This window comes from Aeromonas sp. s8 (assembly GCF_040907785.1).
GTDB classification, from domain to species: domain Bacteria; phylum Pseudomonadota; class Gammaproteobacteria; order Enterobacterales; family Aeromonadaceae; genus Aeromonas; species Aeromonas veronii.
Genome location: NZ_JBFOCL010000026.1, coordinates 36,207 through 59,052, shown reverse-complemented (window position 1 = coordinate 59,052; position 22,846 = coordinate 36,207). Strand labels below are relative to the sequence as shown.

19 protein-coding genes are annotated in these 22,846 nt (G+C 61.5%); 3 read left to right on the top strand and 16 right to left on the bottom strand.

The window, feature by feature from the left end; genetic code table 11:
- Window positions 1–18: 18 nt before the first annotated feature.
- The 9 genes from AB5Y86_RS08610 to AB5Y86_RS08570 all read right to left on the bottom strand — a co-directional run bounded on the left by AB5Y86_RS08610 (window position 19) and on the right by AB5Y86_RS08570 (window position 9,249).
- On the bottom strand, window positions 19–1,239 hold the full coding sequence (locus AB5Y86_RS08610) for a type II secretion system F family protein (protein ID WP_139476570.1): 1,221 nt from the start codon (window positions 1,237–1,239) through the stop codon (window positions 19–21).
- A gap of 3 nt (window positions 1,240–1,242) precedes the next feature.
- The gene (gene mshE / locus AB5Y86_RS08605; protein ID WP_005348611.1) at window positions 1,243–2,952 is read right to left on the bottom strand and encodes an MSHA fimbrial ATPase MshE; all 1,710 of its coding nucleotides are present in this window, start codon (window positions 2,950–2,952) and stop codon (window positions 1,243–1,245) included.
- 74 nt (window positions 2,953–3,026) lie between these two features.
- On the bottom strand, window positions 3,027–4,106 hold the full coding sequence (locus tag AB5Y86_RS08600; RefSeq protein WP_368192598.1) for a tetratricopeptide repeat protein: 1,080 nt from the start codon (window positions 4,104–4,106) through the stop codon (window positions 3,027–3,029).
- On the bottom strand, window positions 4,103–4,993 hold the full coding sequence (mshM, locus tag AB5Y86_RS08595) for an MSHA fimbrial biogenesis protein MshM (RefSeq protein ID WP_019446483.1): 891 nt from the start codon (window positions 4,991–4,993) through the stop codon (window positions 4,103–4,105). The genes AB5Y86_RS08600 and mshM overlap by 4 nt, the downstream gene beginning before the upstream one ends.
- Before the next feature lie 92 nt (window positions 4,994–5,085).
- Window positions 5,086–6,753 carry a pilus (MSHA type) biogenesis protein MshL gene (mshL, locus tag AB5Y86_RS08590; RefSeq protein WP_368192596.1) on the bottom strand — a complete coding sequence of 556 codons (1,668 nt, stop codon included), beginning with the start codon at window positions 6,751–6,753 and terminating at the stop codon, window positions 5,086–5,088.
- Between the two features lie 70 nt (window positions 6,754–6,823).
- Window positions 6,824–7,153, bottom strand: a complete 330-nt coding sequence (locus AB5Y86_RS08585) for an MSHA biogenesis protein MshK (RefSeq protein ID WP_368192594.1) — start codon at window positions 7,151–7,153, stop codon at window positions 6,824–6,826.
- Window positions 7,146–7,793: an MSHA biogenesis protein MshJ gene (locus AB5Y86_RS08580; RefSeq protein WP_113740377.1), complete on the bottom strand. Its 648-nt coding sequence runs from the start codon at window positions 7,791–7,793 to the stop codon at window positions 7,146–7,148. The genes AB5Y86_RS08585 and AB5Y86_RS08580 overlap by 8 nt, the downstream gene beginning before the upstream one ends.
- A complete protein-coding gene (locus AB5Y86_RS08575) occupies window positions 7,793–8,386 on the bottom strand; it encodes a PilN domain-containing protein (RefSeq protein WP_368192593.1) in 594 nt (197 codons plus the stop codon). Before AB5Y86_RS08575 ends, AB5Y86_RS08580 begins: the two co-directional genes overlap by 1 nt.
- A complete protein-coding gene (locus AB5Y86_RS08570; protein WP_005340015.1) occupies window positions 8,386–9,249 on the bottom strand; it encodes a hypothetical protein in 864 nt (287 codons plus the stop codon). The genes AB5Y86_RS08575 and AB5Y86_RS08570 overlap by 1 nt, the downstream gene beginning before the upstream one ends.
- 87 nt (window positions 9,250–9,336) lie before the next feature.
- On the opposite strand from AB5Y86_RS08570, the gene AB5Y86_RS08565 reads away from it, so the two are divergent.
- Window positions 9,337–10,260, top strand: a complete 924-nt coding sequence (locus AB5Y86_RS08565) for a 1-aminocyclopropane-1-carboxylate deaminase/D-cysteine desulfhydrase (protein ID WP_368192591.1) — start codon at window positions 9,337–9,339, stop codon at window positions 10,258–10,260.
- Between the two features lie 76 nt (window positions 10,261–10,336).
- Here the strand turns inward: AB5Y86_RS08565 and AB5Y86_RS08560 are convergent, their stop codons facing one another.
- On the bottom strand, window positions 10,337–12,265 hold the full coding sequence (locus tag AB5Y86_RS08560; RefSeq protein WP_042052544.1) for an EAL domain-containing protein: 1,929 nt from the start codon (window positions 12,263–12,265) through the stop codon (window positions 10,337–10,339).
- Window positions 12,266–12,769: 504 nt separating this feature from the next.
- Between AB5Y86_RS08560 and AB5Y86_RS08555 the strand changes: the two genes are divergently transcribed.
- Entirely contained in the window at window positions 12,770–14,296 is a 1,527-nt protein-coding gene (locus AB5Y86_RS08555; protein WP_252656696.1) for an EAL domain-containing protein, read from the top strand.
- 300 nt (window positions 14,297–14,596) lie between these two features.
- Window positions 14,597–15,694 carry a calcium:proton antiporter gene (locus tag AB5Y86_RS08550; RefSeq protein ID WP_040069504.1) on the top strand — a complete coding sequence of 366 codons (1,098 nt, stop codon included), beginning with the start codon at window positions 14,597–14,599 and terminating at the stop codon, window positions 15,692–15,694.
- Window positions 15,695–15,838: 144 nt separating this feature from the next.
- Here AB5Y86_RS08550 and hutH read toward each other — a convergent pair whose 3' ends face one another.
- From hutH to can, 6 genes are all read right to left on the bottom strand, one after another.
- Window positions 15,839–17,371, bottom strand: a complete 1,533-nt coding sequence (hutH, locus tag AB5Y86_RS08545; protein WP_368192589.1) for a histidine ammonia-lyase — start codon at window positions 17,369–17,371, stop codon at window positions 15,839–15,841.
- A 4-nt stretch (window positions 17,372–17,375) separates the two neighbouring features.
- Window positions 17,376–19,085, bottom strand: a complete 1,710-nt coding sequence (gene hutU / locus AB5Y86_RS08540) for a urocanate hydratase (RefSeq protein WP_368192588.1) — start codon at window positions 19,083–19,085, stop codon at window positions 17,376–17,378.
- A 54-nt stretch (window positions 19,086–19,139) separates the two neighbouring features.
- A complete protein-coding gene (hutG, locus tag AB5Y86_RS08535; protein ID WP_368192587.1) occupies window positions 19,140–20,084 on the bottom strand; it encodes a formimidoylglutamase in 945 nt (314 codons plus the stop codon).
- Entirely contained in the window at window positions 20,077–21,312 is a 1,236-nt protein-coding gene (gene hutI / locus AB5Y86_RS08530) for an imidazolonepropionase (RefSeq protein ID WP_368192586.1), read from the bottom strand. The genes hutG and hutI overlap by 8 nt, the downstream gene beginning before the upstream one ends.
- A gap of 154 nt (window positions 21,313–21,466) precedes the next feature.
- Complete coding sequence (hutC, locus tag AB5Y86_RS08525) at window positions 21,467–22,171, bottom strand: histidine utilization repressor (RefSeq protein WP_144716013.1); 705 nt, start codon at window positions 22,169–22,171, stop codon at window positions 21,467–21,469.
- A gap of 11 nt (window positions 22,172–22,182) precedes the next feature.
- Window positions 22,183–22,842 (bottom strand): carbonate dehydratase, encoded by a 660-nt coding sequence (can, locus tag AB5Y86_RS08520; RefSeq protein ID WP_005339998.1) that lies wholly within the window; start codon window positions 22,840–22,842, stop codon window positions 22,183–22,185.
- Between the last annotated feature and the right edge of the window lie 4 nt (window positions 22,843–22,846).

The following is a 22,846-nucleotide window of genomic DNA, read 5'->3' as shown; positions in this document are numbered from 1 at the left end:
AGGCGTGAAGATGCCGAGTTACTTGCCGCGAACTGCGCGCATCATGTCCCACATGGGGGTGAAGATACCCAGTGCCAGGATCAGTACCATTACTGCCACGATCCCGATCAGGATCGGCTCGATCCGAGCGGTGAGACTCTTGAGGTCATAATCCACCTCCCGCTCGTAATACTCGGCCGCTTCGTGTAGAAGGTCATCGACCTGACCTGTCTCCTCCCCCACGGCGATCATCTGCATCACCAGCGGGGTGAACAGGCCGCTGCTGCTGGCAGTGCGAAGCAGGCTCTCGCCCCGCTCGATACCGGCGCGCATATCCCGCACCCGCCCCGCCATATAAGCGTTATCTACTGCATCGGCCACCAGGGTCAGCGCCGTGTTCAGCGGCACCCCGGCCTTGAGCATCATGGAAAAACTGCGAGCAAAACGGGCCAGCAGGGAGCGCTCTATGATGGTGCCGACGATCGGCAACTTGAGCTGCCAGCGGTGCCAGGTCAGCTTGCCCTTGGTGGTGGCGACCCAGCGGCGCCAGCCGAACACCATCCCAGCCAGAATGGCGAGCAGCAGCCACCAGTAGTTGACAAAAAAGTGCGAGGTGGCGAGCAGAATGCGGGTAGCCAGCGGCAATTCCACCCCGAATTTGGCGAACATGCCAGCAAACACCGGGATCACCATGATATTGAGGATCACCATGGCGATACCGATGGCGATCATCACGAAGCTGGGGTAGCGCATCGCGGTCTTGATCCGCTTGCGGGTCTCCAGCTCCAGCTCGAAATAGTTGGCGAGCTGCAAAAAGGCCTCTTCCAGCTGACCGGTGTTCTCACCCACATGGATGATGGCGACAAACAGGCTGCTGAATACCTTGGGGTGCGCCTGCATCGAGCTGGAGAGCGGGCGGCCGTTACCGAGATCCTCCCCCAGCGAGTGCAGCGCCCGCTTGAGCGGCTTGCTGTGGGTGCCCTCCTCCAGCCCGGCGATGGCACGCAGGATCGGGATCCCGGCCCGGGTCAGGGCATACATCTGGCGGCTGAAGATCACCAGCTCGTCCAGCTTGACGCCCCCTTCCAGCAACAGTGACCAGTCGATGGCGGCGGACTTGGCCTTGCCCGGTTTGAGCTCGGTCGGCATCACGCCACGGCGCATCAGCTGCTCGGCGGCCGCCATCTCGTTGGCCGCTTCGACCACGCCACTGGTGGCGTTGCCCTGGCTGTCACGCCCCTTGTAGGCAAAGTTAGCCATCGCTTACCCCAAATCCTCGGCCAGTCGCAACACCTCATCCACCGAGGTGATCCCCTGACGGGCATAATCGAGGGCGGTGAGGGCCAGCGGCCGGTAGTGTTCGTGTTGACGGGCCGCCTTGGCGAACCCTTCCGCATCGTTGCGGCGCAGGGCATCCATCATCGGCTGATCCAGCTCCAGTAGCTCGTAGACCCCGATCCGGCCGGAATAACCGGTAAAGTTGCAGCTCTGGCAACCCCGGCCCTTGTGATAGGTGTGTTGGCCGGGCGCCTCGCCGGAGAGTACGGTGAGCCAGGTGGCCTGCCCTTCGTCGGGCGCCTTCTCCTCAACGCAGTGCTCACATACCCGCCGCACCAGCCGCTGGGCGACCACCGCCCGCAGGGCGCTCGCCACCAGATAGCCGGGCGCCCCCATGTCGATGAGGCGCAAGGCACTGGTCACCGCATCGTTGGTGTGCAGGGTGGTCAGCACCAGGTGACCGGTGATGGCGCCACGCAGACCGATCTCTACCGTCTCGTTGTCCCGCATCTCCCCCACCAGCAGGATGTCCGGATCCTGACGCAGGGTAGAGCGCAGCACGTTGGAGAAGGTGAGACCGATCTTGGGGTTGACCTGCACCTGATTGACGCGGGAGAGACGATACTCCACCGGGTCTTCTACCGTGATGATCTTGTTGCTGGACTGGTTGAGCTCGGAGAGGGCGCCATAAAGGGTGGTAGTCTTGCCGCTCCCGGTCGGGCCGGTCACCAGGATCATGCCGTGCGGGCGTTTGAGCTGACGGCGGAAACGGGTCAGGATCTCCGGCGGCATGCCGGTCTCGGTCAGTGACAGAATGCCGGAGGATTGATCCAGCAGACGCATCACCACCGACTCGCCATACTGCACCGGCATGGTGGACATCCGCACATCGACATCGCGGCCGCGCACCTTCATGTTGAAACGGCCATCCTGCGGCAGCCGCTTCTCGGAGATATCGAGCCCGGCCACCAGCTTGAGGCGCAGCACCAGCGCCTGGGCGATGCGCACCTCGTTGAGGATGTTCTCGTGGAGGATACCGTCGATCCGCTGGCGAATGCGCAGCACCTTCTCGTCCGGCTCGATGTGGATATCCGACGCCCCCACCTGAACCGCATCCTCGAACAGGGAGCGCAGCAGCTTGGCCACCGTCGCCTCCCCCTCGTCGTTGGCCCCTAGGTTACTGGAGCCCAGCTCAAAGCCGGAGTCCTGATACTCCTCCTGCAACTGTTCGGCGAAACTCTCGATCTCGCGGGTCCGGCGATAGAGGCGGTCGAAATACTCCAGCAGCTGCCCTTCCCGCGCCACCGCCAGCACCATGATGCGCGGGCTGAGCAGGGCGGCGACGGCATCCAGTGCGCTCAGATCCGCCGGATCCGACATGGCCACCGTCACCTTGTCGTCGGTAAGGTTGACCGCCAGTGCCCGATAACGGCGCGCCTGCACTTCGGGCAGCAGTGGCACCGCAGCGGCGTCGATGGTCAGGTTGTTGAGATCGAAGAAGGGCACATCCAGCTGGCGGGCGAGAAACTGCAACAGCTGCACCTCGCTGATAAAGCCGAGGTCGATGAGGGTGGTGCCCAGCTTGCGGCCGGTCTGACGCTGCTGCTGCAGGGCAAGCTGCAGCTGATCATCAGAGATGATCTGCTCTTGTACCAGCAGGTCGCCGAGGCGCATTTTCAGTCTGGGTTGTGCCATGTTTGCTCCGATCTCTGTTACTTCACACCCGTTGCCGCATCCGATTAGGCTTAGCTAATCGAACCTGCTGTTTATCAAGGGGTTAGTTGGCCAATTCGTTGTTCCAGCCAGTTGGTCGATGCCTCGCCGAGGTTGCCGTGCAACAGGGCGTTGCGATAGGCATCGAGCGCCCGCTGGCTGTGACCCTGACCATCCTCGGCCACGCCGAGGCCAAGCCACCAGCGGCCCTGATCCGGCTGCTGACGCAGCAGCTTCACATAGAGCGCCGCCGCATCGGCATTCTGGCCCAGCTCCTGAGTCAACCCGGCCCAGGTCGCGTAATAGTCCATGTTGCTGGCGAGATCCGGCTGATAACCGGACAACCAGCCAAGCGCCTGCTGCTGTTGCCCCTCGCTGATGGCAAGGCGGGCCAGCAGCAGACGAAAATCGGCCTGTTGGGGATCGAGCCGGATCCCCTCCTCCAGCAGCTGACGCGCCTCGGTCAGGCGGCCCTCGCCGTAGAGCAGCCCCGCCAGCTGCTCGCGCGCCCCCTGATTGTAGGGATCGTGGGCCAGCACCTGATAGTAGTTGTCCTGCGCATCCCGCAGGCTTCCCTTGGCCATGGCGGTGGTCGCCTTGCGCTCCGCCAGCGCCGCCAGCTCCTTGGCCGACAGCTCGACCGTCTCGATCTTTAATACACTCGGTTTGCGCGGTGCGCTGGCGACGGCCTGTTGCTCTGCCGCCAGTTCGGCGTAAAGCTCGGGCTGCAGCTCTTCATCGGTCGGCTCCGTCTCGTCAACATCGCTGGAGGCATCAAAGGGCGCACCGTCGGTCGTGTCGCCAGAGTCATATTCCCCAACCTCATCATTCACCTCGTCCTGACTTGGCAGCGGCAGCGCGGCCGCCACCTCGACCGGCTCGGGCTGGCTGACTGGCGAGGCGGCCCTTGCCACCACATCGGGGGCGATCACTTCACTGGCAGCCGTTACGGTATGGGTCTGCTGCCAGTAGATCCAGGTTCGCCAACCGAGGATCCCCAGTGCCAGACCGCAGATCAAGGTCAACAGCAACATCCACCATCCCTGCTGGCGCGCAGGGGCAATATAGACGGCAGCACCTTCGGATCCTTGCTGGCGCCGATCCAGATCTTTCAGCATCTGGTTGATAACGCTCATGGCCAGACTCCATAAGCCAGGGCGCACCCCAGCAACAGTAACAGGGGCCACCAGCGCCGTGGCGCAAAGCGGCTGGCATCGTCGGTATCGCGAATGGCGAGCCGTACCAGACGGCTATCGACCTGACGCACACCCTGACCATAGGCCAGCATCAGGCACTTCTGCGCCAGGATATTGATAAGTCTCGGGATCCCTCGCGATGCGCGCCACAACAGACGCATGGCTCGACCTGCAAACAGCGGTGCCCCGCGGTAACCGGAGACCTGCAATCTGTGCTCCAGATAGGCGCGGGTCTCGTCAAAACGCAGCGGCCGAAGGCAGTAGGAGAAGCCAATCCGCTGGCGCAGTTGGCGCAGATGCGGCTTGGCCAGTCTGGCATCCAGCTCCGGCTGGCCGAACAGCACGATCTGCAGCAGCTTGCTCGATTCGGTCTCGAGATTGCCGAACAGGCGGATCGCCTCCAGTGTCTCGTCCGGCAGCGCTTGCGCCTCGTCGATCAGCACCACCACCCGACTGCCCTGCTGGTGCAGGCTGATCAGGTGACGATGGATGCGATCGGTCAGATCCAGCTCGCTCTGATCCCTTACCGCCAACCCCAGCTCCAGCGCCAGCGCGATGCGCAGCTCGGCCGGAGTGAGGTGGGGATTGGGCAACCAGGCAAGCCGCACCGGACGCGCTTCCGAGCCCAGCTCGCTGAGCAGCTTGCGGCAGAGCAGGGTCTTGCCGGTACCCACCTCGCCGGTCACCTTGATAAAGCCCTCCCCCTGCGCCAGCGCCCAGTTCAGCACCTGCAGCGCCTCTTCGTGAGGCGGCAGGCCGTAGTAGAAGCCGGTATTGGGAGTGAGGCTGAACGGTGCCTCCTGCAGGCCGAAGTGGGTCAGGTACATGAGACCTCGCCTGCCACAGCGAGCAAGCAGCCTGTGCTGGCAAGGCAGCACAGGCCGTTCGGGATAAGGGTGACCGTATCTGGTGTCATGGGTCAGCCCTTGGCCGGATACCACTTGTCGAGCAGCTCGGAGGAGCGTTGCAGCTCGTTTTGCCAGGTATCTTTCTCCACCACGGTCGGTTTGAGCATGATCACCAGCTCCACCTTCTTGGTGCTCTCGCGGCGGTTGGTAAAGGCTTCACCCACCCAGGGAATATCCCCCAACAGCGGCACCTTGCTGACGATCTCCTGCTTGTCGGTCTTCATCAGGCCGCCGATAACGATAATGTCACCGTTATTGGCCTGCACCACGGTATCGGACTCTCGAATGGAGCTTTTCGCCAACGGCAACACCAGCGTATCGCTGTCTGTCACCTTTATGGTCTTGGTTTGCTCTTCAGTATCGATAACGGAGGGATGGATATGCAGCAGCACCTTCCCCTCTTCATCGATCTGTGGTGTTACATCCAAAGAGATACCTGAGAAGAAAGGGGTCAACTCTACATTGGGAGTTGTTCGATCACCGCTCGTCGTGCTCACGGTTGTTGTCGATGCATTGGTGACGAAATATTCGTCCGTCCCCACCTTGATCACCGCCTTCTGGTTGTTGGTCGCGGTGACACGGGGGCTGGAGAGGGTATTCACATCGCCCTGAGTCTTGAGCAGGTTGACCGCTACATTGAAGTTGCCGTCAGAGACCTTGAAACCGGCGCCGCCACCCAGTGCAGTGAAGATCTGATTAGGGGTGGTGGGTAACTGGGTATTGGCCAGTGAACCGCCACCGGTAATCCCCTTGTTGCCATCCCAGCTGGCGGAGAGACCGCTCCAGTCCACTCCTTGCTCATACCCTTCGTTGAGGGCAACTTCAATGATCCGCGCCTCCAGCACCACCTGCCGCTTGAGGTGACTATCGGATTGATTCAGGAATTCACGCACTGCCTTGAGCTCTTTCGGGTAGGCGCGAATGGTGACCAGACCCGCCTGCGGGCTGGTGATCACCGCACGACCATCACCCGTGCCAATCAGGGTCTGCAGGGAGTCGCGCAGATCGGTCCAGTAGTCGCTGTTGGTATCGGTCTCGATACGGGTGCCATTGCTGCTGTCGCCGTTCGAGTTGTTGCTGGAGGAGTTATTGGTGCTGTTGTTGTTCGATGCACTGTCAAAACTGCTGTCGCTGCTGTTATTGCTGTCATTGGCCGTCACCCCGCCGGTGCTGACCGAGGTGCGGGAGAGGCCACGACGGGACATCATCAGGTAGTTGACCGGGATGGTTTCGGTACGCAGACCCGCCGGATAGATATGGAAGACATTGCCCTTGCGCTGCACGTCGAAGCCGTACATGTCGCCCACCACAGCCAGCACCTCTGGCAGAGTCACATCCTTGAGCTCGACGGAGACCAGCCCGGCCACCCCGGGGTGAACCGCCACGCTGTAGCGGGAGCCCTTGAACAGGGAACCGAAAAACTCTACCGCCTCCACGTCGTGAGCCGCGATACGCAGCCGCTTCTCCGGCATGCCGACCGGCATCTGCGGCCGGTTCAGCTGCAGCAATTCACTTTGCACCGATTTAGGCAACGCGGTCAGAGGGGCAGCCTGTTTCTGCTGTTCGTTCATGGCCTGTTTGAGGGCATCCTTGGCCTGGGTCGGCTCGGGGTGCTGATACGTGGTACAGCCTGCAGCCATCATGGCCACGGTGATCAGACAGAGACGGTGTTTTTTCATGTAATTAGGGCACCCTGACTTGCAATTAAACTCGATAAAGCCGATTCACCTCTCGAGAGGCAAGCACGACTCAAACCCGGATCTTGCTGGCAAACAGTGTTAGCGCATGGCGTTTTCCCGCCTTTTCCAGCACCACGGCATCGGCATTGATGGCCACCAGCGTATAGCCGTCCACCTGTTGCCCGACCCGATAACTCTTGCCATTGAGTACCGCCAGTGCCGGGCCATTGCCCAGCACCACACTCTGCAGCTTCGGCAAACCGGCGCTGCTCTCGCCGGTCGCACGGGCGCCAACCGCCACATCCGCCAGTGGCGCGGTGGGATCCTGCAATACTTCGACCTGCTCCGCCTGTACCAGCAAGCTGAACAGGCAACAGCACAACGCAAACACTCTAGCCACGGATAAACTCCTTGCTGGTACTCAGGGTGTAGATCTCCATCTCCACCACCGCGCCGGGATAGGCTTTGACCTGATAGTCGAACTGCTTCCAGTAGAAGTGACGCGGCAAGGCTTCCAGCGCTTTAAGATATTGATACACATCGAAATAGCCGCCTTCAAGCTGAAGCCGGATACCATGCTTGTAGAGATTGACCTTCTGCTCTCCCGCCATCAGCGGGGTCGGCTCCAGCGAACTGAGGGCCAGCATGTGAAGGTTGGCGGAGCGGGAGAGCAGCGCCTCCAGCACCAGCGGCATCTCGTGCGCCGGGATCAGATCGACGGTCTGGGCCTTCAGCTCATCGTCGATCCGGGCCAGATCCGCCTCGACCTGCGCCAGCTGGTCGCGAACTCCCTGATTGGGATCCCGCTTGAGCCGGGCCTGCTTGCCGAGGTTTTCCAGCTCCATGATCTCGAGGTCGCGCTCGGCGGCACTCAGGGCCATACGATCCTGCTGCAGGCGGGTATCGGCGCCATCGAGCCAGCCGTAGAGTCCGGCCGCGCCCAGCAGCACCAGACCAGTCAGCAGGATCAACACCCGCTCCCGCTGGCTCAACACGGCGATACGCTGGCCCCATGCCTGCCATTGTGTTTTCAGGTTCATCAGGGTTTCTCCCGCGCAATGCCGCTCAACTGGAAGGTCAGGCGACCCTCCTTGTCACGGCCGAGGGTCAGTTCACCAAACTCCTTGCCTACCAGACTCGGGGTCTGCTTGAAGCGGTTGACCCAGGCCGGTACATCCTGACTGCGTCCGGCAAAGCCGGAGAGGTTGATCCGCCCTTCGTTGATCTCGATGCGCTGCAACGAGAGGTTGCTGTTGCGAATGCGGGAGAGATCCGCCATCACGCTGGCATAGCCCTGGGATTTTTGCAGGGTCAGGCTGCCCAATTGGCGCATCAGCCCCTGCTTGGCCGTCAGCTCATCCTGCTTGTTGACCAGTTGCTGTTGCAGCCGGGGATCCGCCTGATGGCGCGCCAGCTCGGCATCGAGCCGCTGCGCCTCACTGCGTTTGTTCTCCAGCTCGGCAGAGCGCTGCGCCAGCGCACGGCTGACCTGCTGCTGCTGCCAGCCGTAACCGACACCCGTCAACAGGATCAGCAGCAGCGCAAAGCCCCATACCAGCGCCATCTGATTGAGGCTGGCCCACTGCCGCTTGGGTCGAAACTCGGCGCCATAGAGGTTTATCTGACGTTTCATCACGCATCCTCCCCGATGGCGGCTGCATAGGCCGACAGGTATTCGACGCCGGCCAGGACCGCCTTGTTGGCCATGGCGGAGACGGCAAAGCCAAAGGTCTGCTCCATGTGGCGCACCAGGGTACCGATAAAGGGCGAGGCGACGGCAAACTGCATCTGCCCCAGCTCGGGCAATTTCAGCTGGCCCGCCAGATAGTCGAGGGAGCGCTGGATCTCCAGCGCCAATGAATCGAGCAGCATGCTGTCCGGCTCATGTTCGCCAGTCAGGCTGGTGAAACCGCGCAGCTGGCGGGAGAAGCAGAGCCCGCCCTGATGGAAGACCAGCAGTTGCAGATCCTGCCCCTTTGGCTGCCACAGCAGCATGCGCACCGTCTCGTCAGCGTCATAGAGAGAGGTGAGCGCCAATTCGTCGCTGATGATGGATTGCAGGGTCGCGATGCCGTTGATGGCATCGGCTAGCTGCTGCACCCGGCTCTTGGGCAAGCAGATCACATTGATGCGCGGGCGACCGGCAGGCGGGGTGGGCAAGTCCACATAATCCATCGCCAGTTGCAGCACGGGTTCGCTGACATAATCCTTGATGGCCCAGGGGAGCGCCCCCGCCATCTCGGCGTCAGGCACGGCAGGCTTGTCGATCTGGATCTGTTGATAAAGGCTGGCGGCGAGGGCCACCCGCACCGTAGACTTGGCCAGCCCGTGACGGCTGAACAGCTCGTTCATGGCCACTGCCCACTCCTGTGGGCCGTTGATGGTGCGCGTCGCGAAGACGGGGGGATTGCCCACCGCAGCCAGCATGATCCTGTCATTGGCCAGCAAGAGCCCGACCTGGCGGCTTGGCGTCGACCGTCTGAACAGTTGTTTCATGTAAGCCCGCCCATCAATATTGATTAAATGTATGAAATATTAACATAAACAGCAGATTAGCCTCCAGATTAAAAGACGGACTCACCATTGCAAGCCAGCCTTTCCGCCGAGTCAGAGGGTCAAGCCATCCTCCCTTCCCCCCTGCAACGCCTCCACCATCCGTTGCTGACCCGCTATGGCGTCGAGCTGTGGTGCAAGCGGGATGATCTGATCCATCCGGCCATCTCCGGCAACAAGTGGCGCAAGCTCAAGTACCACCTGCGGCATGCCAAAGAGCACGACAAACGGCATCTGCTCTCGTTTGGCGGCGCCTACTCCAATCATATCCACGCGCTGGCGGCAGCGGGGTGCCAATCTGGTCTTCGTACTACCGGTATCATACGGGGCGAATATGACGCCGTCAGTAACTCTACCCTTCGGGATGCCCGGCACTGGGGCATGGATCTCGTTTTCGTCGACCGCCAGAGTTACCGGCGACGGCAGGATCCCGACTGGCTGGCCCAATTCGATGCTCCCGATACCCTGATCGTGCCGGAAGGGGGTAGCAGCCCGCTGGCCATCCCCGGGGTGGCGGAACTGGTAGGCGAAGTGCCCTTCTCACCGGATCTCTGGGTACTGCCCTGCGCCAGCGGCGGCACTCTGGCGGGCCTGATCGCTGGCAAGCAGGATCGGGAGCAGATCCTCGCCATTGCGGTACTGAAAGGAGGCGACTTTATCGCTGACGAGGTGTGTCGCCTCCATCCCGCGGCAGCCAGCATCCCCGGTTGGCGCATCGCGCTCGATCACCACGATGGTGGCTACGCCAAATTCAGCCCGGCCCTCTGGCAGTGGGTGCAGAATTTCAGCGCAACGACCGATCTGCCCCTTGAGCCCATCTACAGCGGCAAGGCGATGTGGGGGCTCTTTCGCGAACTGGCGGCGGGCCGCATCGCCACCGGCAGCAAAATAGTCTTTATCCACACTGGCGGCATGCAAGGGCTCGCCGGGCTGCGGGAGCAGGGGCGACTGTGATCCCCGCCTGACGGCAACCGCAAACAGTACCGCAAACAACAGAGGGTCGCCCCAAGGCGACCCTCTCTCGTTTATCTCAATCACCAGCCGGTTCCAGCACCAGGCGCTGGGGCTCGGCAAACCAGGGCCCCTGCCCGGCATGCACCCCGAGGTGGCGCAGCATCTTCCACTCGTCGCCACTCTCCACCCCCACTGCCAGCACCCGGGTGCGGGTGTTGGCGCAGCCCCCCACCAGACTGCGCACCGCCATCTGGTTGACCTGACGGGCATGGATCTCCCGCACCAGGCTGGGGTGCAGCTTGAGGAAGTTGATCTCGAACTCCTTGATGTACTGGGTGCTCACCACATCCTGACCGGCATGATCGATGGCCAGCTGGCAGCCCAGCATCCGCAGGGAGCGCAGCGGCCGCTTGAGCGCCTCGAAGTGGCGGGTCACCTGGGATTCCGAGAGTTGCAGGATCAACCGCTCGTTGGTGCTGCGCGGCAGCTGAAACAGGGCGAAGAAGAGCCAGCGCTGGAACTCGCGGTTGAGCAGGCTCTGGGCACTGAGGGTCAGGCTGATGGGGCAGCTCTGCTCGGAGCGCTGGCGCAGCAGGGCGAGGGTCTGCTCCGCCACCAGCCGATCCAGTTGCAGCAACAAGCCCACCTTCTCCGCCATCGGCATGAAGATCCCCGCCTGCAGGGCACGCCCCTGCTCATCGTGCAGATAGGTGAGCAGCTCCTGCTGCAACACCACCTGCCCCCGATCCTGCTGGATCGGCTGGGTGTAAAATTCGATGCCGTGCTCTTCGAGACGGCGGCTGATCAGGGTGCGCCAGCGTACCGTGCCCTTGCTGCTCTGCTCCTCATCCAACTGCTTCTCGTAGAGGAACCAGCCGTTGTGCCCTTGCAGACGGGCGCTCTTGAGGGCCAGCTCCGCCTCCTCCTGCACCTTGAGCAGGCTGTCTTGTGCCTGATAACAGACGGCGCCGAGATAGACCGCAGTCTCCGGATTGACCTCCTGCGGCCAATGCAGCCGTTGCAGGCTCTTCAGCAGCTGGCTGGCGCTATCCACCATCTCGCTCTCGGACATATTGGGCAGCAACACCGCAAAGACCTGACCGGCGTAGCGGGCCTGCAGGGCGCCGTTATGCTTGCGCACGAAGGCACCTATGGTGGCGCTCGCCTCCATCATCAAATCGTGCCCCAGCAGCTCGAACTGATCGGCCTCCAGCTCCTCCAGACAGGCGAGATCGATCAGCAGCACGCCGCCGCTCATCACGCTCGCCTCCATGATGGCGCTCTCCAGCCGGTTGTCGAAAAACAGCCGGTTGCCGATGCCGGTCATCTTGTCGACGAAGGCGTTGCTGCGAATGAAGTTGTCGAAGCGGCTGCGCTCCTTGCGGGCATCCGCCAGCTCGGCGAGCAGATGATCGAGGGCCTGACTGGCGGCCACCGGCCACTCTTCGCCGGGGTCATGACTCAGTTTGGAGAGCTTGTCATCGAGGATCAGCTGGGCACGAATGCCCAGCAGCTCGGCCCCGCGCAACTGCTGGCGCAGCCAGCGGATGGAGTACCAGAGACCGAACACCACGATAAAGATCCCCAGCGAGATGCCGGACATTGCCTTGATGGAGTATTCCGCCTCCTTGAAGGGGCGCTCCAGTTTGAAGTTGGCCTGCATGCCGGCCTGATGGGGCAGGGGGTGGCTGTATGGCACCAGCAGCTGCTCGTCGACCGGATTGCGCACATCGCGGAACCAGTAGACCCGCTGGTTATTCTGGCGCACCTCCAGCTCGACTACATGGGCAGCCCGCAGCAGGGTGGGCAGCCAGTGGCTCATATCTTCCATATCGTGAGCAACATCGAGCTGCTTGTCGATCACTTCGACCAGCGCATCGACCTTCTTTTGCTGCAACTCCATGCCCAGCTCGCGAAAGCTGAACACCCCGCCAATCAGCACGGTCGCCATGGCTGCGATCACGCAAAGGGTGATAAATGAGACAAGCTGTGTAGTGAGTTTCATGCGCCTTTCCGTATGCCCAGCATCATCCATGTCGCCTCATGGTAGCAGCGGCGATCGGGCCACAGCTATGGATGAAGATCCCGCTTCTGCAATTTAAGCGGGCAAGCATAACCCAAAGCAGAGGGAGAATACCAAGGATGACGGGCTGCAGACGCGGGAAAGGGCGGGATGACAGACAGAAAAATGGTCCCTCAAAGGGGACCAAAAGGAACACTCATATCAAAACTAACACTCTGTGCTACTGACAAAAAACAGATACAGGAGTATTGAACACACGGTGAGTCAAACCGCAGGGCTACTCTAATGCAGTTCGGATAAGCTGAGCAATTGTCATTTATGACAGGTCAGCGATTGAATCTAGCCAAAGTTAATAATAAACACATTTAAAATCATGCAGTTAAAAAATCAATCAACAAGTGTGACAACTCGGACTCAAATTGATTGCACTAATGCTCTATGATGGCAAAGTCCATTTGTGTCTCATGAAACTGGCAGGTACTTCCTTTGCGTAAATCACCCGTCTGGATCGCTCTGTTGCTGTTCGTCCTGCCTGTCGTGGGCAGCCAGTTTCTCGGCCTGTGGTTTGCCAAGCCGATGGCCTTTCATATGCTGGAAGAGAAGGTTGCCGAGCTCAAGGGAGCCATGGCCGTACGCCACCGGGAGCTGGATGCTGCCATCAACAAACAACTGGCACAATTTGAGTTCAACTGCGGCGCCAAAGACATGGAGCTGCTGCGCGATCCGCGCTTCTACAGCGCTCATATCCGACTGCAAGGGTTGGAGCTCGCTTCCGGCAACAGCTGCTCCAGCCTGGGGGTGGAGATCCCGCTGATCAAAGAGCTCCAGAACAGCGGGCAGAAGTTTGGCAAGTTGGGGATTACCGCCACCGTGGCCAAATACAATACCGAGCAGGAGCTGGTGGCTTTTTACCGATCCGGCGACAACCTCGCCTACTGGGTGCTGGATAACAGCTGGAGCCACGACCTGCTGCAACACCCCTGCAGCCACTGCTTCTATCTGGAGTTCAGCCGACAGGATGCCGATGCAAGCACAGTCCACTTTCCCCGTGGCGACAAGGAGATCAAACAGGAAGAGAGCAATATCAGCCTGAGTTTCTTCGATCCCAATGAACTCACCAAACAGACGGTCTGGGCGGGTAAAGCGCTGGAGCAATATGCCCATGACCAACTCAATCACTACGGTCTCTGGTTCGGTATCGCGCTCGGCGCCCTGTTAAGCGTCACATACTGGCTGCTGCGCAGCTATCGGCGCTCCCTCAAGGGACTGCTGCAAACAGGATTGATACGCAGGGAATTTATTCCCCTGTACCAGCCGATAGTGGATGCCCGTACCCACCAAGTGGTGGGATTCGAGGCGCTGCTGCGCTGGCAGCGGGGAAACGAGCTGATCCCCCCGGGCACCTTTATCGAATATGCAGAGGAGCAGGGACTGATCCTGCCGATGACCGAACAGTTGCTGGAGCAGGTGATCACCGACCTGCCGCAGCTGGCACCGGAGCAGTGGGTCAGCGTCAATCTGGTGGCGGCCCATATCGAGCAGCCCCTGCTGCGCACCTTGCTCGCTCACAGCCAAAACCCCTCACCCACCCGGCTCACCTTCGAGCTGACGGAGCGCAAGCCGATCCTCGACATCAAGGCGGCCACCGAGGAGATCACCCTGCTGCAACAGATGGGGTATCACTTCAAGCTGGATGATTTCGGTACCGGCTACGGCGGCTTTGCCTACCTGCAGAGCCTGGGGATCCGCCAAATCAAGATCGACAAGATGTTCGTCGATACCATAGGCACCAACGACCTCAAGCGCAGCGTACTGGATGCCATCATCGTCTTCGGTCGGGAATCGGGCATGGAGATGATCGCCGAAGGGGTCGAGAGCCAGTTGCAGGTCGACTATCTGAGCCAGCACGGCGTCTATCTGATCCAGGGCTACTTCTTCGGCAAGCCCATGCCGCTGAAGATACTGACCCACTGGCAACGGGAGTGGCAGTTGCAACACCAGAAGGCCAGCTAACGCAGATATGGCAGGATCTGGCCGCGAAACAGTTTGGTCATCGGCTCGACATCATCAGGTTGATGCTGGCGGTAGCGCTCCGGCCACCAGGCGGGTAAATCCCCCTACTGGCCTTAGCCCGGCGCCATGGTGAAGTCGAACCGCCTCCTGCCACCCCTTATTTACATTCAGCAACAAAATGATCTGCCCTGACGGGGATAACAACCTTTATCATAAGGAGCCGGTTATTGCGCAACCGATAACCGTGCAGCCTGTTTATGTCATCCGGTCGTCAAGACCCCCAATAGAGAACCATTGCCTATGAAGACAGTTATCCGGCAAGAGATTGCCCTGCCCGTTGGCCTGCTGACCCTGCTCTTTTTCAAGACCCTGGGCAGTGACCTGCTGACAGAGACAACTCCGCTCGGGATCTATCTTCCGGTTTCGGCGGCACTACTGGCCATCGTCACCTGGGCCATCTTCTCGGTGGTGCGCCACTCCGATGCCCTCGCCATCAAGCTGGGCGAGCCCTTCGGCACCCTGATCCTCACCCTCTCGGTCATCTCGCTGGAGGTGGTGATGATCTCCTCGGTGATGCTGACCGGTGAGCCCAACCCCACCATGGCCCGCGATACCATGTTTGCGGTAGTGATGCTGGTGAGTACCGGTCTGGTGGGCTTCACCCTGCTGTTTGGCGGCTGGCGGTACCACACCCAGAGCTTCAATCTGGACGGGGTGAAATCCTATCTGGTGGCCATCATCCCGCTGGCCCTGCTCTGTCTGGTGCTGCCCAACTTCACCGAGGGTGGTGCAATCGGCAGTATGTCGCGCGCCATGTCGTGGATGTTGATCATCATCTCGATCCTGCTCTACGGGGTCTTTCTGCTGATCCAGACCCGCAGCCACAGCCACTTCTTCGTCGACAGCGATCACGAGGATTACGAGGAGCACCACGGCCCGCTGCAGAGCAACGTCTATCACACCATCCTGCTGCTCGCCTACCTGCTGGTGGTGATCCTGCTGGCCAAGACCCTGGCCATCCCCATCAACTACGGGGTGCATGTGATGGAAGCACCCGCCGCACTGGGCGGTTTTATCGTCGCCTGCATCGTGCTGGCACCCGAAGCAGTCGGCGCCATCAAAGCCGCCTTCAACAACCAGCTGCAGCGGGCAATGAACCTCTACTTCGGCTCTGTGCTGGCCACCATCGCCCTCACCGTGCCTGCCGTGCTCTTTATCGGCTCCATGCTGGGTCAGGAGGTACGCCTTGGCCTCTCCCCCGCCGATATGGTGCTGCTGGTCACGACCCTGATGGTCTGTAAAGTGACCTTCAGCAGCGGCCGCACCAATGTGCTCCATGGTGCGACCCATCTGGTGTTGTTCGTGGTCTATCTGTTCCTGATGTTCGAGCACGAATAACCACATCCAGCCAACACCAGAAATGCAAAGACCGCCCGATGGGCGGTCTTTTGTTATCTGCTCCGGGATCTCACGGACACCAGTGAAGCGTCTTCCCCCTCATCCCATACCCTTCTCCCGCCAGGGGAGAAGGGGGATCATGGCTTACAGGCTGGGCAGCACCCCGGCCGGGATCAGATCGTTGTAGCTGGCACGCCCCAGCAGCGCGGCTGCAGCCTCGATATCAGGGGCAAAGTACCTGTCCTTGTCGTAGAAGGGGACATGAGCGCGCAGCCGCCCCTTGGCCACTTCCACCCCCTCGCTGGCCCGCAGCGGAGCACGGAAATCTAGCCCCTGCGCCGCCGCCAGCAGTTCGACTGCCAGAATGCCACGGGTGTTTTCCGCCATATCCGCCAGCCGGCGGCCGGCAAAGGTCGCCATGGAGACATGATCCTCCTGATTGGCGGAGGTGGGCAGGCTGTCTACCGAGGCCGGATGGGCCAGGGTCTTGTTCTCGGAGGCGAGCGCCGCCGAGGTGACCTGAGCGATCATGAAGCCGGAGTTGACCCCGCCATTGTTGACCAGAAACGCCGGCAGGCCGGACATCCGCGAGTCGATCAGCAGTGCCATCCGCCGCTCGGAGAGCGAGCCGATTTCGGCGATGGCCAGCGCCAGATTATCGGCCGCAAAGGCCACCGGCTCGGCGTGAAAGTTACCGCCAGAGATGATCTCTTCGTCATCGGCAAACACCAGCGGGTTGTCGGAGACAGAGTTGGCTTCGCACACCAACACCTCGGCCGCCTGACGGATCTGGGTCAGGCAGGCACCCATCACCTGCGGCTGGCAGCGCAATGAGTAGGGATCCTGCACCTTCTCGCAGTTGTGATGGGACATGCCGATCTCGCTGAGATCCCCCAGCAGATGTCGATAGCAGGTAGCCGCATCAATCTGGCCACGCTGACCGCGCACCGCGTGGATGCGGACATCGAACGGACGGCGGCTGCCAAGGGCAGCCTCCACGCTCATGGCACCGATGGTGATGGCTCCGGCGAACAGATCCTCGGCGTGGAACAGTCCTTCCAGCGCAAAGGCGGTGCTCGCCTGGGTGCCGTTGAGCAGCGCCAACCCCTCTTTCGGTGCCAACGCGATGGGCTCAAGCCCGGCGATCCGCAACGCTTCGCTCGCATCGATCTCGCGCCCGTCGTGACGAGCCTTGCCTTCACCGATCAGCAGGCAGCTCATATGGGCCAGCGGCGCCAGATCGCCGGAAGCGCCGACGGATCCCTTCTTCGGCACCAGCGGATAAACCTCGGCGTTGACCAGCTTCATCAGCGCCTCCAGCACCTCCAGCCGGATGCCGGAGAAACCCCGCGCCAGCGAGTTGAGCTTGAGCACCATCATCAACCGCACGGTGGCGTCATCCATATAGGTGCCAATGCCCGCAGCGTGGGAGAGCACGATGGATCGCTGCAGCTCGTCGAGCTGATCCACCGGGATCCGGGTATTGGCCAGCAGGCCAAAGCCGGTATTGATGCCGTACACCACGCGTCCCTGCTCAATCACCCGGGAGACAGTGGCGGCAGAGGCGTGGATCGCCGGCAACGCAGCCGGATCCAGTGCAATATGTACCGGCTCGCGGCTGACGCGGCGCAGGGTGGCAAGATCCAGCTTGCCCGGGGTAATAGTCAATTCAAACATGGTGTTACACCTTTCCTTTGACACCGTTGGCGCCGTCAATCATCGGCAGATCCAGTTTCGCCTCGCGGGCACAGTTGATGGCAATCTCGTAGCCCGCATCCGCATGGCGCATCACCCCGGTGGCCGGGTCATTGCGCAGCACCCGACCGACGCGGCGAGCCGCGTCATCGGAGCCATCACAGACGATCACCACGCCGGAGTGCTGGGAGAAGCCCATGCCGACCCCGCCGCCGTGGTGCAGGGAAACCCAGGTCGCGCCGCCAGCGGTGTTGAGCAGGGCGTTGAGCAGCGGCCAGTCGGAGACGGCATCTGAGCCATCCATCATCGACTCGGTCTCGCGGTTCGGGCTCGCCACCGAGCCGGAATCCAGATGGTCGCGGCCAATGACGATGGGGGCTTTCAGCTCACCGTTTTTCACCATCTCGTTGAAGGCCAGACCGAGGCGTACCCGATCCTTGACCCCGACCCAGCAGATCCGCGCCGGCAGCCCCTGAAACGCGATGCGCTCGCGGGCCATGTCGAGCCAGTTGTGCAGGTGAGGATCATCGGGGATCAGCTCTTTCACCTTCTGATCGGTCTTGTAGATATCTTCCGGATCGCCGGAGAGGGCCACCCAGCGGAATGGCCCAATCCCCTCGCAGAACAGCGGGCGGATATAGGCGGGGACGAAGCCGGGGAAGTCGAAGGCATTTTTCACCCCCTCCTCAAGCGCCATCTGACGGATGTTATTGCCGTAATCCAGAGTCGCCGCGCCGCGCTCTTGCAGGGTCAGCATCGCCTCCACCTGACGGGCCATGGAGCGACGAGCGGCCAGATTCACCTCCTGCGGGGCACTCTGCTGCAGCTCGCGCCACTTTGCCACGCTCCAACCCTGCGGCAGGTAGCCGTGCACCGGGTCGTGGGCGGAGGTCTGGTCGGTCACCACATCCGGGGTGATACCCCGGGCCACCAGCTCGGCGAAGACGTCGGCGGCGTTGCCGAGCAGACCGACGGAGATGGCGCTGCCGCTCTGCTTGGCCTCTTCGATCATGGCAAGCGCCTCATCCAGAGTGTGAGCCTTCTTGTCCACATAACGGGTGCGCAGACGAAAATCGATGCGGGTCTCGTCGCACTCCACCGCGATCATCGAGAAGCCGGCCATGGTGGCGGCCAGCGGCTGGGCACCGCCCATGCCGCCGAGACCACCGGTCAGGATCCAGCGCCCTTTGGGTTCACCGTTGAAGTGCTGATTAGCCACCGCGAAGAAGGTCTCGTAGGTGCCCTGCACGATCCCCTGGGTGCCGATATAGATCCACGAACCCGCAGTCATCTGGCCGTACATCATCAGGCCCTTCTTATCGAGCTCATTGAAGTGCTCCCAGTTGGCCCAATGCGGCACCAGATTGGAGTTGGCGATCAGCACCCGCGGCGCATCCTTGTGGGTCTGGAACACCCCGACCGGCTTGCCGGATTGCACCAGCAGGGTCTCGTTTTCCTCGAGCCGGGTCAGCACCTCGACGATCTTGTCAAAGCAGGCCCAGTTGCGGGCGGCGCGACCGATGCCGCCATAGACCACCAGCGACTGGGGATGCTCGGCCACCTCGGGGTCCAGGTTGTTCATCAGCATCCGCAGCGGCGCTTCGGTGAGCCAGCTCTTGGCGGTCAGTTCGGTGCCGCGCGGGGCACGGATCACGCGGTTCGGATCATGACGGGGATCCTGCTGTTGTACAGACATACACACTCCTTGTTGTATCAATAGGGTGCCTTCGGCGATGTGCGGCCAAAGGGGTTAACGGGTCAACAGATGAACCAGTCGCGCGGCCACGCGGGCACTGCGGTTGTCCTGATCCAGCGTCGGGTTGTACTCGGCCAGATCAGCGAGCCTGAGCTTGCCGCTGGCCCGGATATGGGCGATCAGCGGTTCGATGACCACCAGCTCCACGCCGCGGGCGGCGGGGGCGCTCACTCCCGGCATCACGGAGCCAGGCAGCACATCGAGATCGATGGTCAGATAGAGGTGATCACAATCGGCGATAAAGGCATCCAGTCCGCTTAGCAAGACTGGCAACCCGGTCTGGGTCATCGCCTCGTCCAGCACATGCCACACACCCAGCGCCTTGGCACGGGCAAACAGGGCTTGGGTATTGGCGGTCTCGGCCACCCCGAGACAGGCGTAGTGAAACGGTGTGCCCTGAGCGGCGCACTGCTCGGCGATCTGGAAGAAGGGGGTGCCGGAGCTCGCCAGCTCCTGCTTCATCCGCAGGTCGAAGTGGGCGTCAAAATTGATAATGCCGACTCGCCCCTGACCCGCCAGATGCAAGTTGAGGCCGCTCCAGCTGCCGAAGGCCACCTCGTGACCGCCCCCCAGCACCAGCGGGAAATGGCCCAGTTCGAGCGCAGCGGCGACCAGCTCAGCCAGACGGCCGTGGGCGGCATCAAGATCCCCATCGGTACAGCTCACATCCCCACCATCGTAGACGGGGCGACTCAGATGCCAGGCGGTGTTGGCCAGCAGCTTGCGCACCGCTTGCGGCGCACCGGCGGCACCGACACGCCCCTTGTTGCGGCGTACCCCTTCATCGCAAGAAAACCCGAGCAGCACTACACCGGCAGCCTCTTGTGCCCCGGCGGTCCAGGGCTGCACCTTGTCATGCCAGCGCAGGGCCAGTTCGCCATCTTCCGGATCCTGCCGCCCTTGCCAGAGCGACATATCGACCAGGTTGAACTTATCCATGAAGGGTCTCCTCGCCGTTGAAGATGCGACTTGCCAGCTGATCGACGCCAACCATGTAGCTCAGCTCGGCCGGATGGGCGCAGTGCCAGATCAGAAAATCGGCCGCCATGCCGACCCTGAGCTGGCCAAGGCGATCCTGCTCGCCGAGCGCTTTGGCGGCGTGACGGGTCACCCCGACCATGGCCTCCACCGGGGTCAGGCCAAACAGGGTGCAGGCCATGTTCATCGCCATCCGCAGCGAGACGATGGGGGCAGTACCCGGGTTGATGTCGGAGGAGACCGCCATCGCCACACCCGCCTTGCGCAGGGCGGCAACCGGCGGCAGCTTGGTCTCTTTGAGGAAGTAGAAGGCGGTGGGCAGCAGGGTGGCGACCACGCCACGGTGGGCCAGCGCCAGGATCCCTTCCGGATCCAGATACTCCAGATGATCCACCGAGAGGGCGCCAAAGTTGGCTGCGAGGGTGCTGCCACCGAGATTGGAGAGCTGATCCATATGCCCCTTCACCGGCAGGCCATATTGATCCGCCGCCAGATAGACCTGCTCGGTCTGGGCCAACGAGAAGCCGATGTGCTCGCAGAAGACATCCACCGCATCGGCCAGACCCGCCTCGGCGGCAGCCGGAATGATCTCCTGACAGATGGTCTCGACCCAGCTGTCGGGATCGTCGCGATATTCAGGCGGCACCGCATGGGCCGCCAGCAGAGTGGTCTTGACCCGGATCGGCAACGCCTCTCCCAGTCGGCGGGCCACCCGCAGCATCTTGAGTTCGTCATCCAGCGTCAGGCCATAGCCGGACTTGATCTCCACCGTGGTGACCCCTTCGCGGATCAGGGATTTCACCCTCGGCAGCGCCAGCTCGAACAATTGCTCTTCGCTGGTGGCACGGGTGGCACGCACCGTGCTGATGATGCCGCCGCCCCGACGGGCGATCTCGGCATAGGGCACTCCCTGCTGGCGCAGCTCGAACTCCTCGGCACGGCTACCGGCGAAGACCAGATGGGTGTGACAATCGATAAGGCCGGGGGTGACCAGCTTGCCCCGCATATCCTGCCAGTGAGCAGGATACGGCCCCTTCAGTTCGGTCATCGGCACCAGCGCGTGGATCTTGCCATCCTGCACGCCGATGGCGTGGAGCGGCAGCAGGCCGTAGTCGGCCAGCTCATCATTCAGGGTGGCGGGCGTCACGTTGAGCCAGACCCGCTCGCAGTTCAACAGTTCCTTGTTCATAGCGACCTCAAATGTATATACATATTCTTATAGTCGATCTCTATGACGAAAGGAAGAGCGAAATTCACATCCTGATAACAGCATCAAACTTAGAGTTTAAGCACAAAAAAGCCCACCAGGAGGTGGGCTTTGCAAAATCGAGTTGTATAGACATTTACTCCAGCTGAGTCTTGGAGCTGAGCTTGTAGCGGGAACCGGGGGAGAGCAAACGGGCGTAGGAGACCAGATGCCCCTCCGACCAGGTACGCCGGTGCAACAACAGACAGGGGGAATCTACGCGGATCTGCAACAATCCCGCCTCACCGGCGCTGGGCAACACGGCTTCCACCACGTGCTCCATCTCGGAGAGGGGACAGACATCCATCAGATAGCGGTTGGGGGTCTGTTGGGTAAAATCCTGCTCGCCATAGCCAGGCAAGCGCCCGGCATCGACGAAGCGCTCCTCCAATTGCAACGGCTCCCCATCGGCCTGATGGACGATCAGGCTGTGAAAGATGGGGGCGCCAACCCGCAGCCCCAGTTGTACCGCCACCTTCTCGTCGGCGGCCAGTCGCTGCAGCCGGATAACCCGGGCACTGTATTGGCCGCCACGCTCGGCGATCTCGTCGGCAATATTGCGAATAGCCAGCAGCGGCGATTCGGTGCGCCTGTCCGCCACGAAGCTACCGGAACCGGCGGTACGCACCAGCCACCCCTCAGCCACCAGCTCCCGCAGCGCCCGGTTGACCGTCATCCGGCTCACGGTGAACTGCTCGCACAGGGCCGCTTCGGTCGGGATCCTGTCCCCCGCCTGATAGTGGCGTTCGCGGATCCCGTCCAGAATGTGCTGCTTGATCTGCAGATAGAGAGCTGGCGCCACCATGAAGCTCCCTAGCGCCGACGGTGGGGCGGACGCATGTCCGGCCAGGCGCGATAGACATCGGGGATCTGATCCGGGCCGCTGATGCAGAGATCGAGATCGTGCAGCAAGCCATCCTTGATCCCGTAGATCCAGCCATGCACCGCCAGCTCCTGCCCCTTGCGCCAAGCGTTCTGGATGATGGTGGTGTGGCAGACGTTGGCAACCTGCTCGGCCACGTTCAGCTCGCACAGATAGTCGAAGCGCTCGTGCTCATCCTCGATGGCCTCGAGCTCTTCACCGTATTTGAAGTAGACATCCTTGATGTTGCGCAGCCAGTTGTCGATGAGCCCCAGCTCCTGGTTCTGCATCGCGGCCTTGACGCCGCCGCAACCGTAGTGACCGCAGACAATGATGTGCTTCACCTTGAGGACTTCTACCGCGTATTGCAGCACGGAGAGGCAGTTGAAATCGGTATGTACCACCAGATTGGCGACGTTGCGGTGGACGAAGACATCCCCCGGCAGCAACCCCATCAGCTGGTTGGCGGGGACCCGGCTGTCGGAACAACCAATCCAGAGGTATTCGGGGGCCTGCTGGGCAGAAAGAGTGGCAAAGAAAGCGGGATCTTCGGCTTTGATCCGTTCGGCCCACTCACGGTTGTTGGTAAACAGGTCGTTCAACAGTTTCACTTCT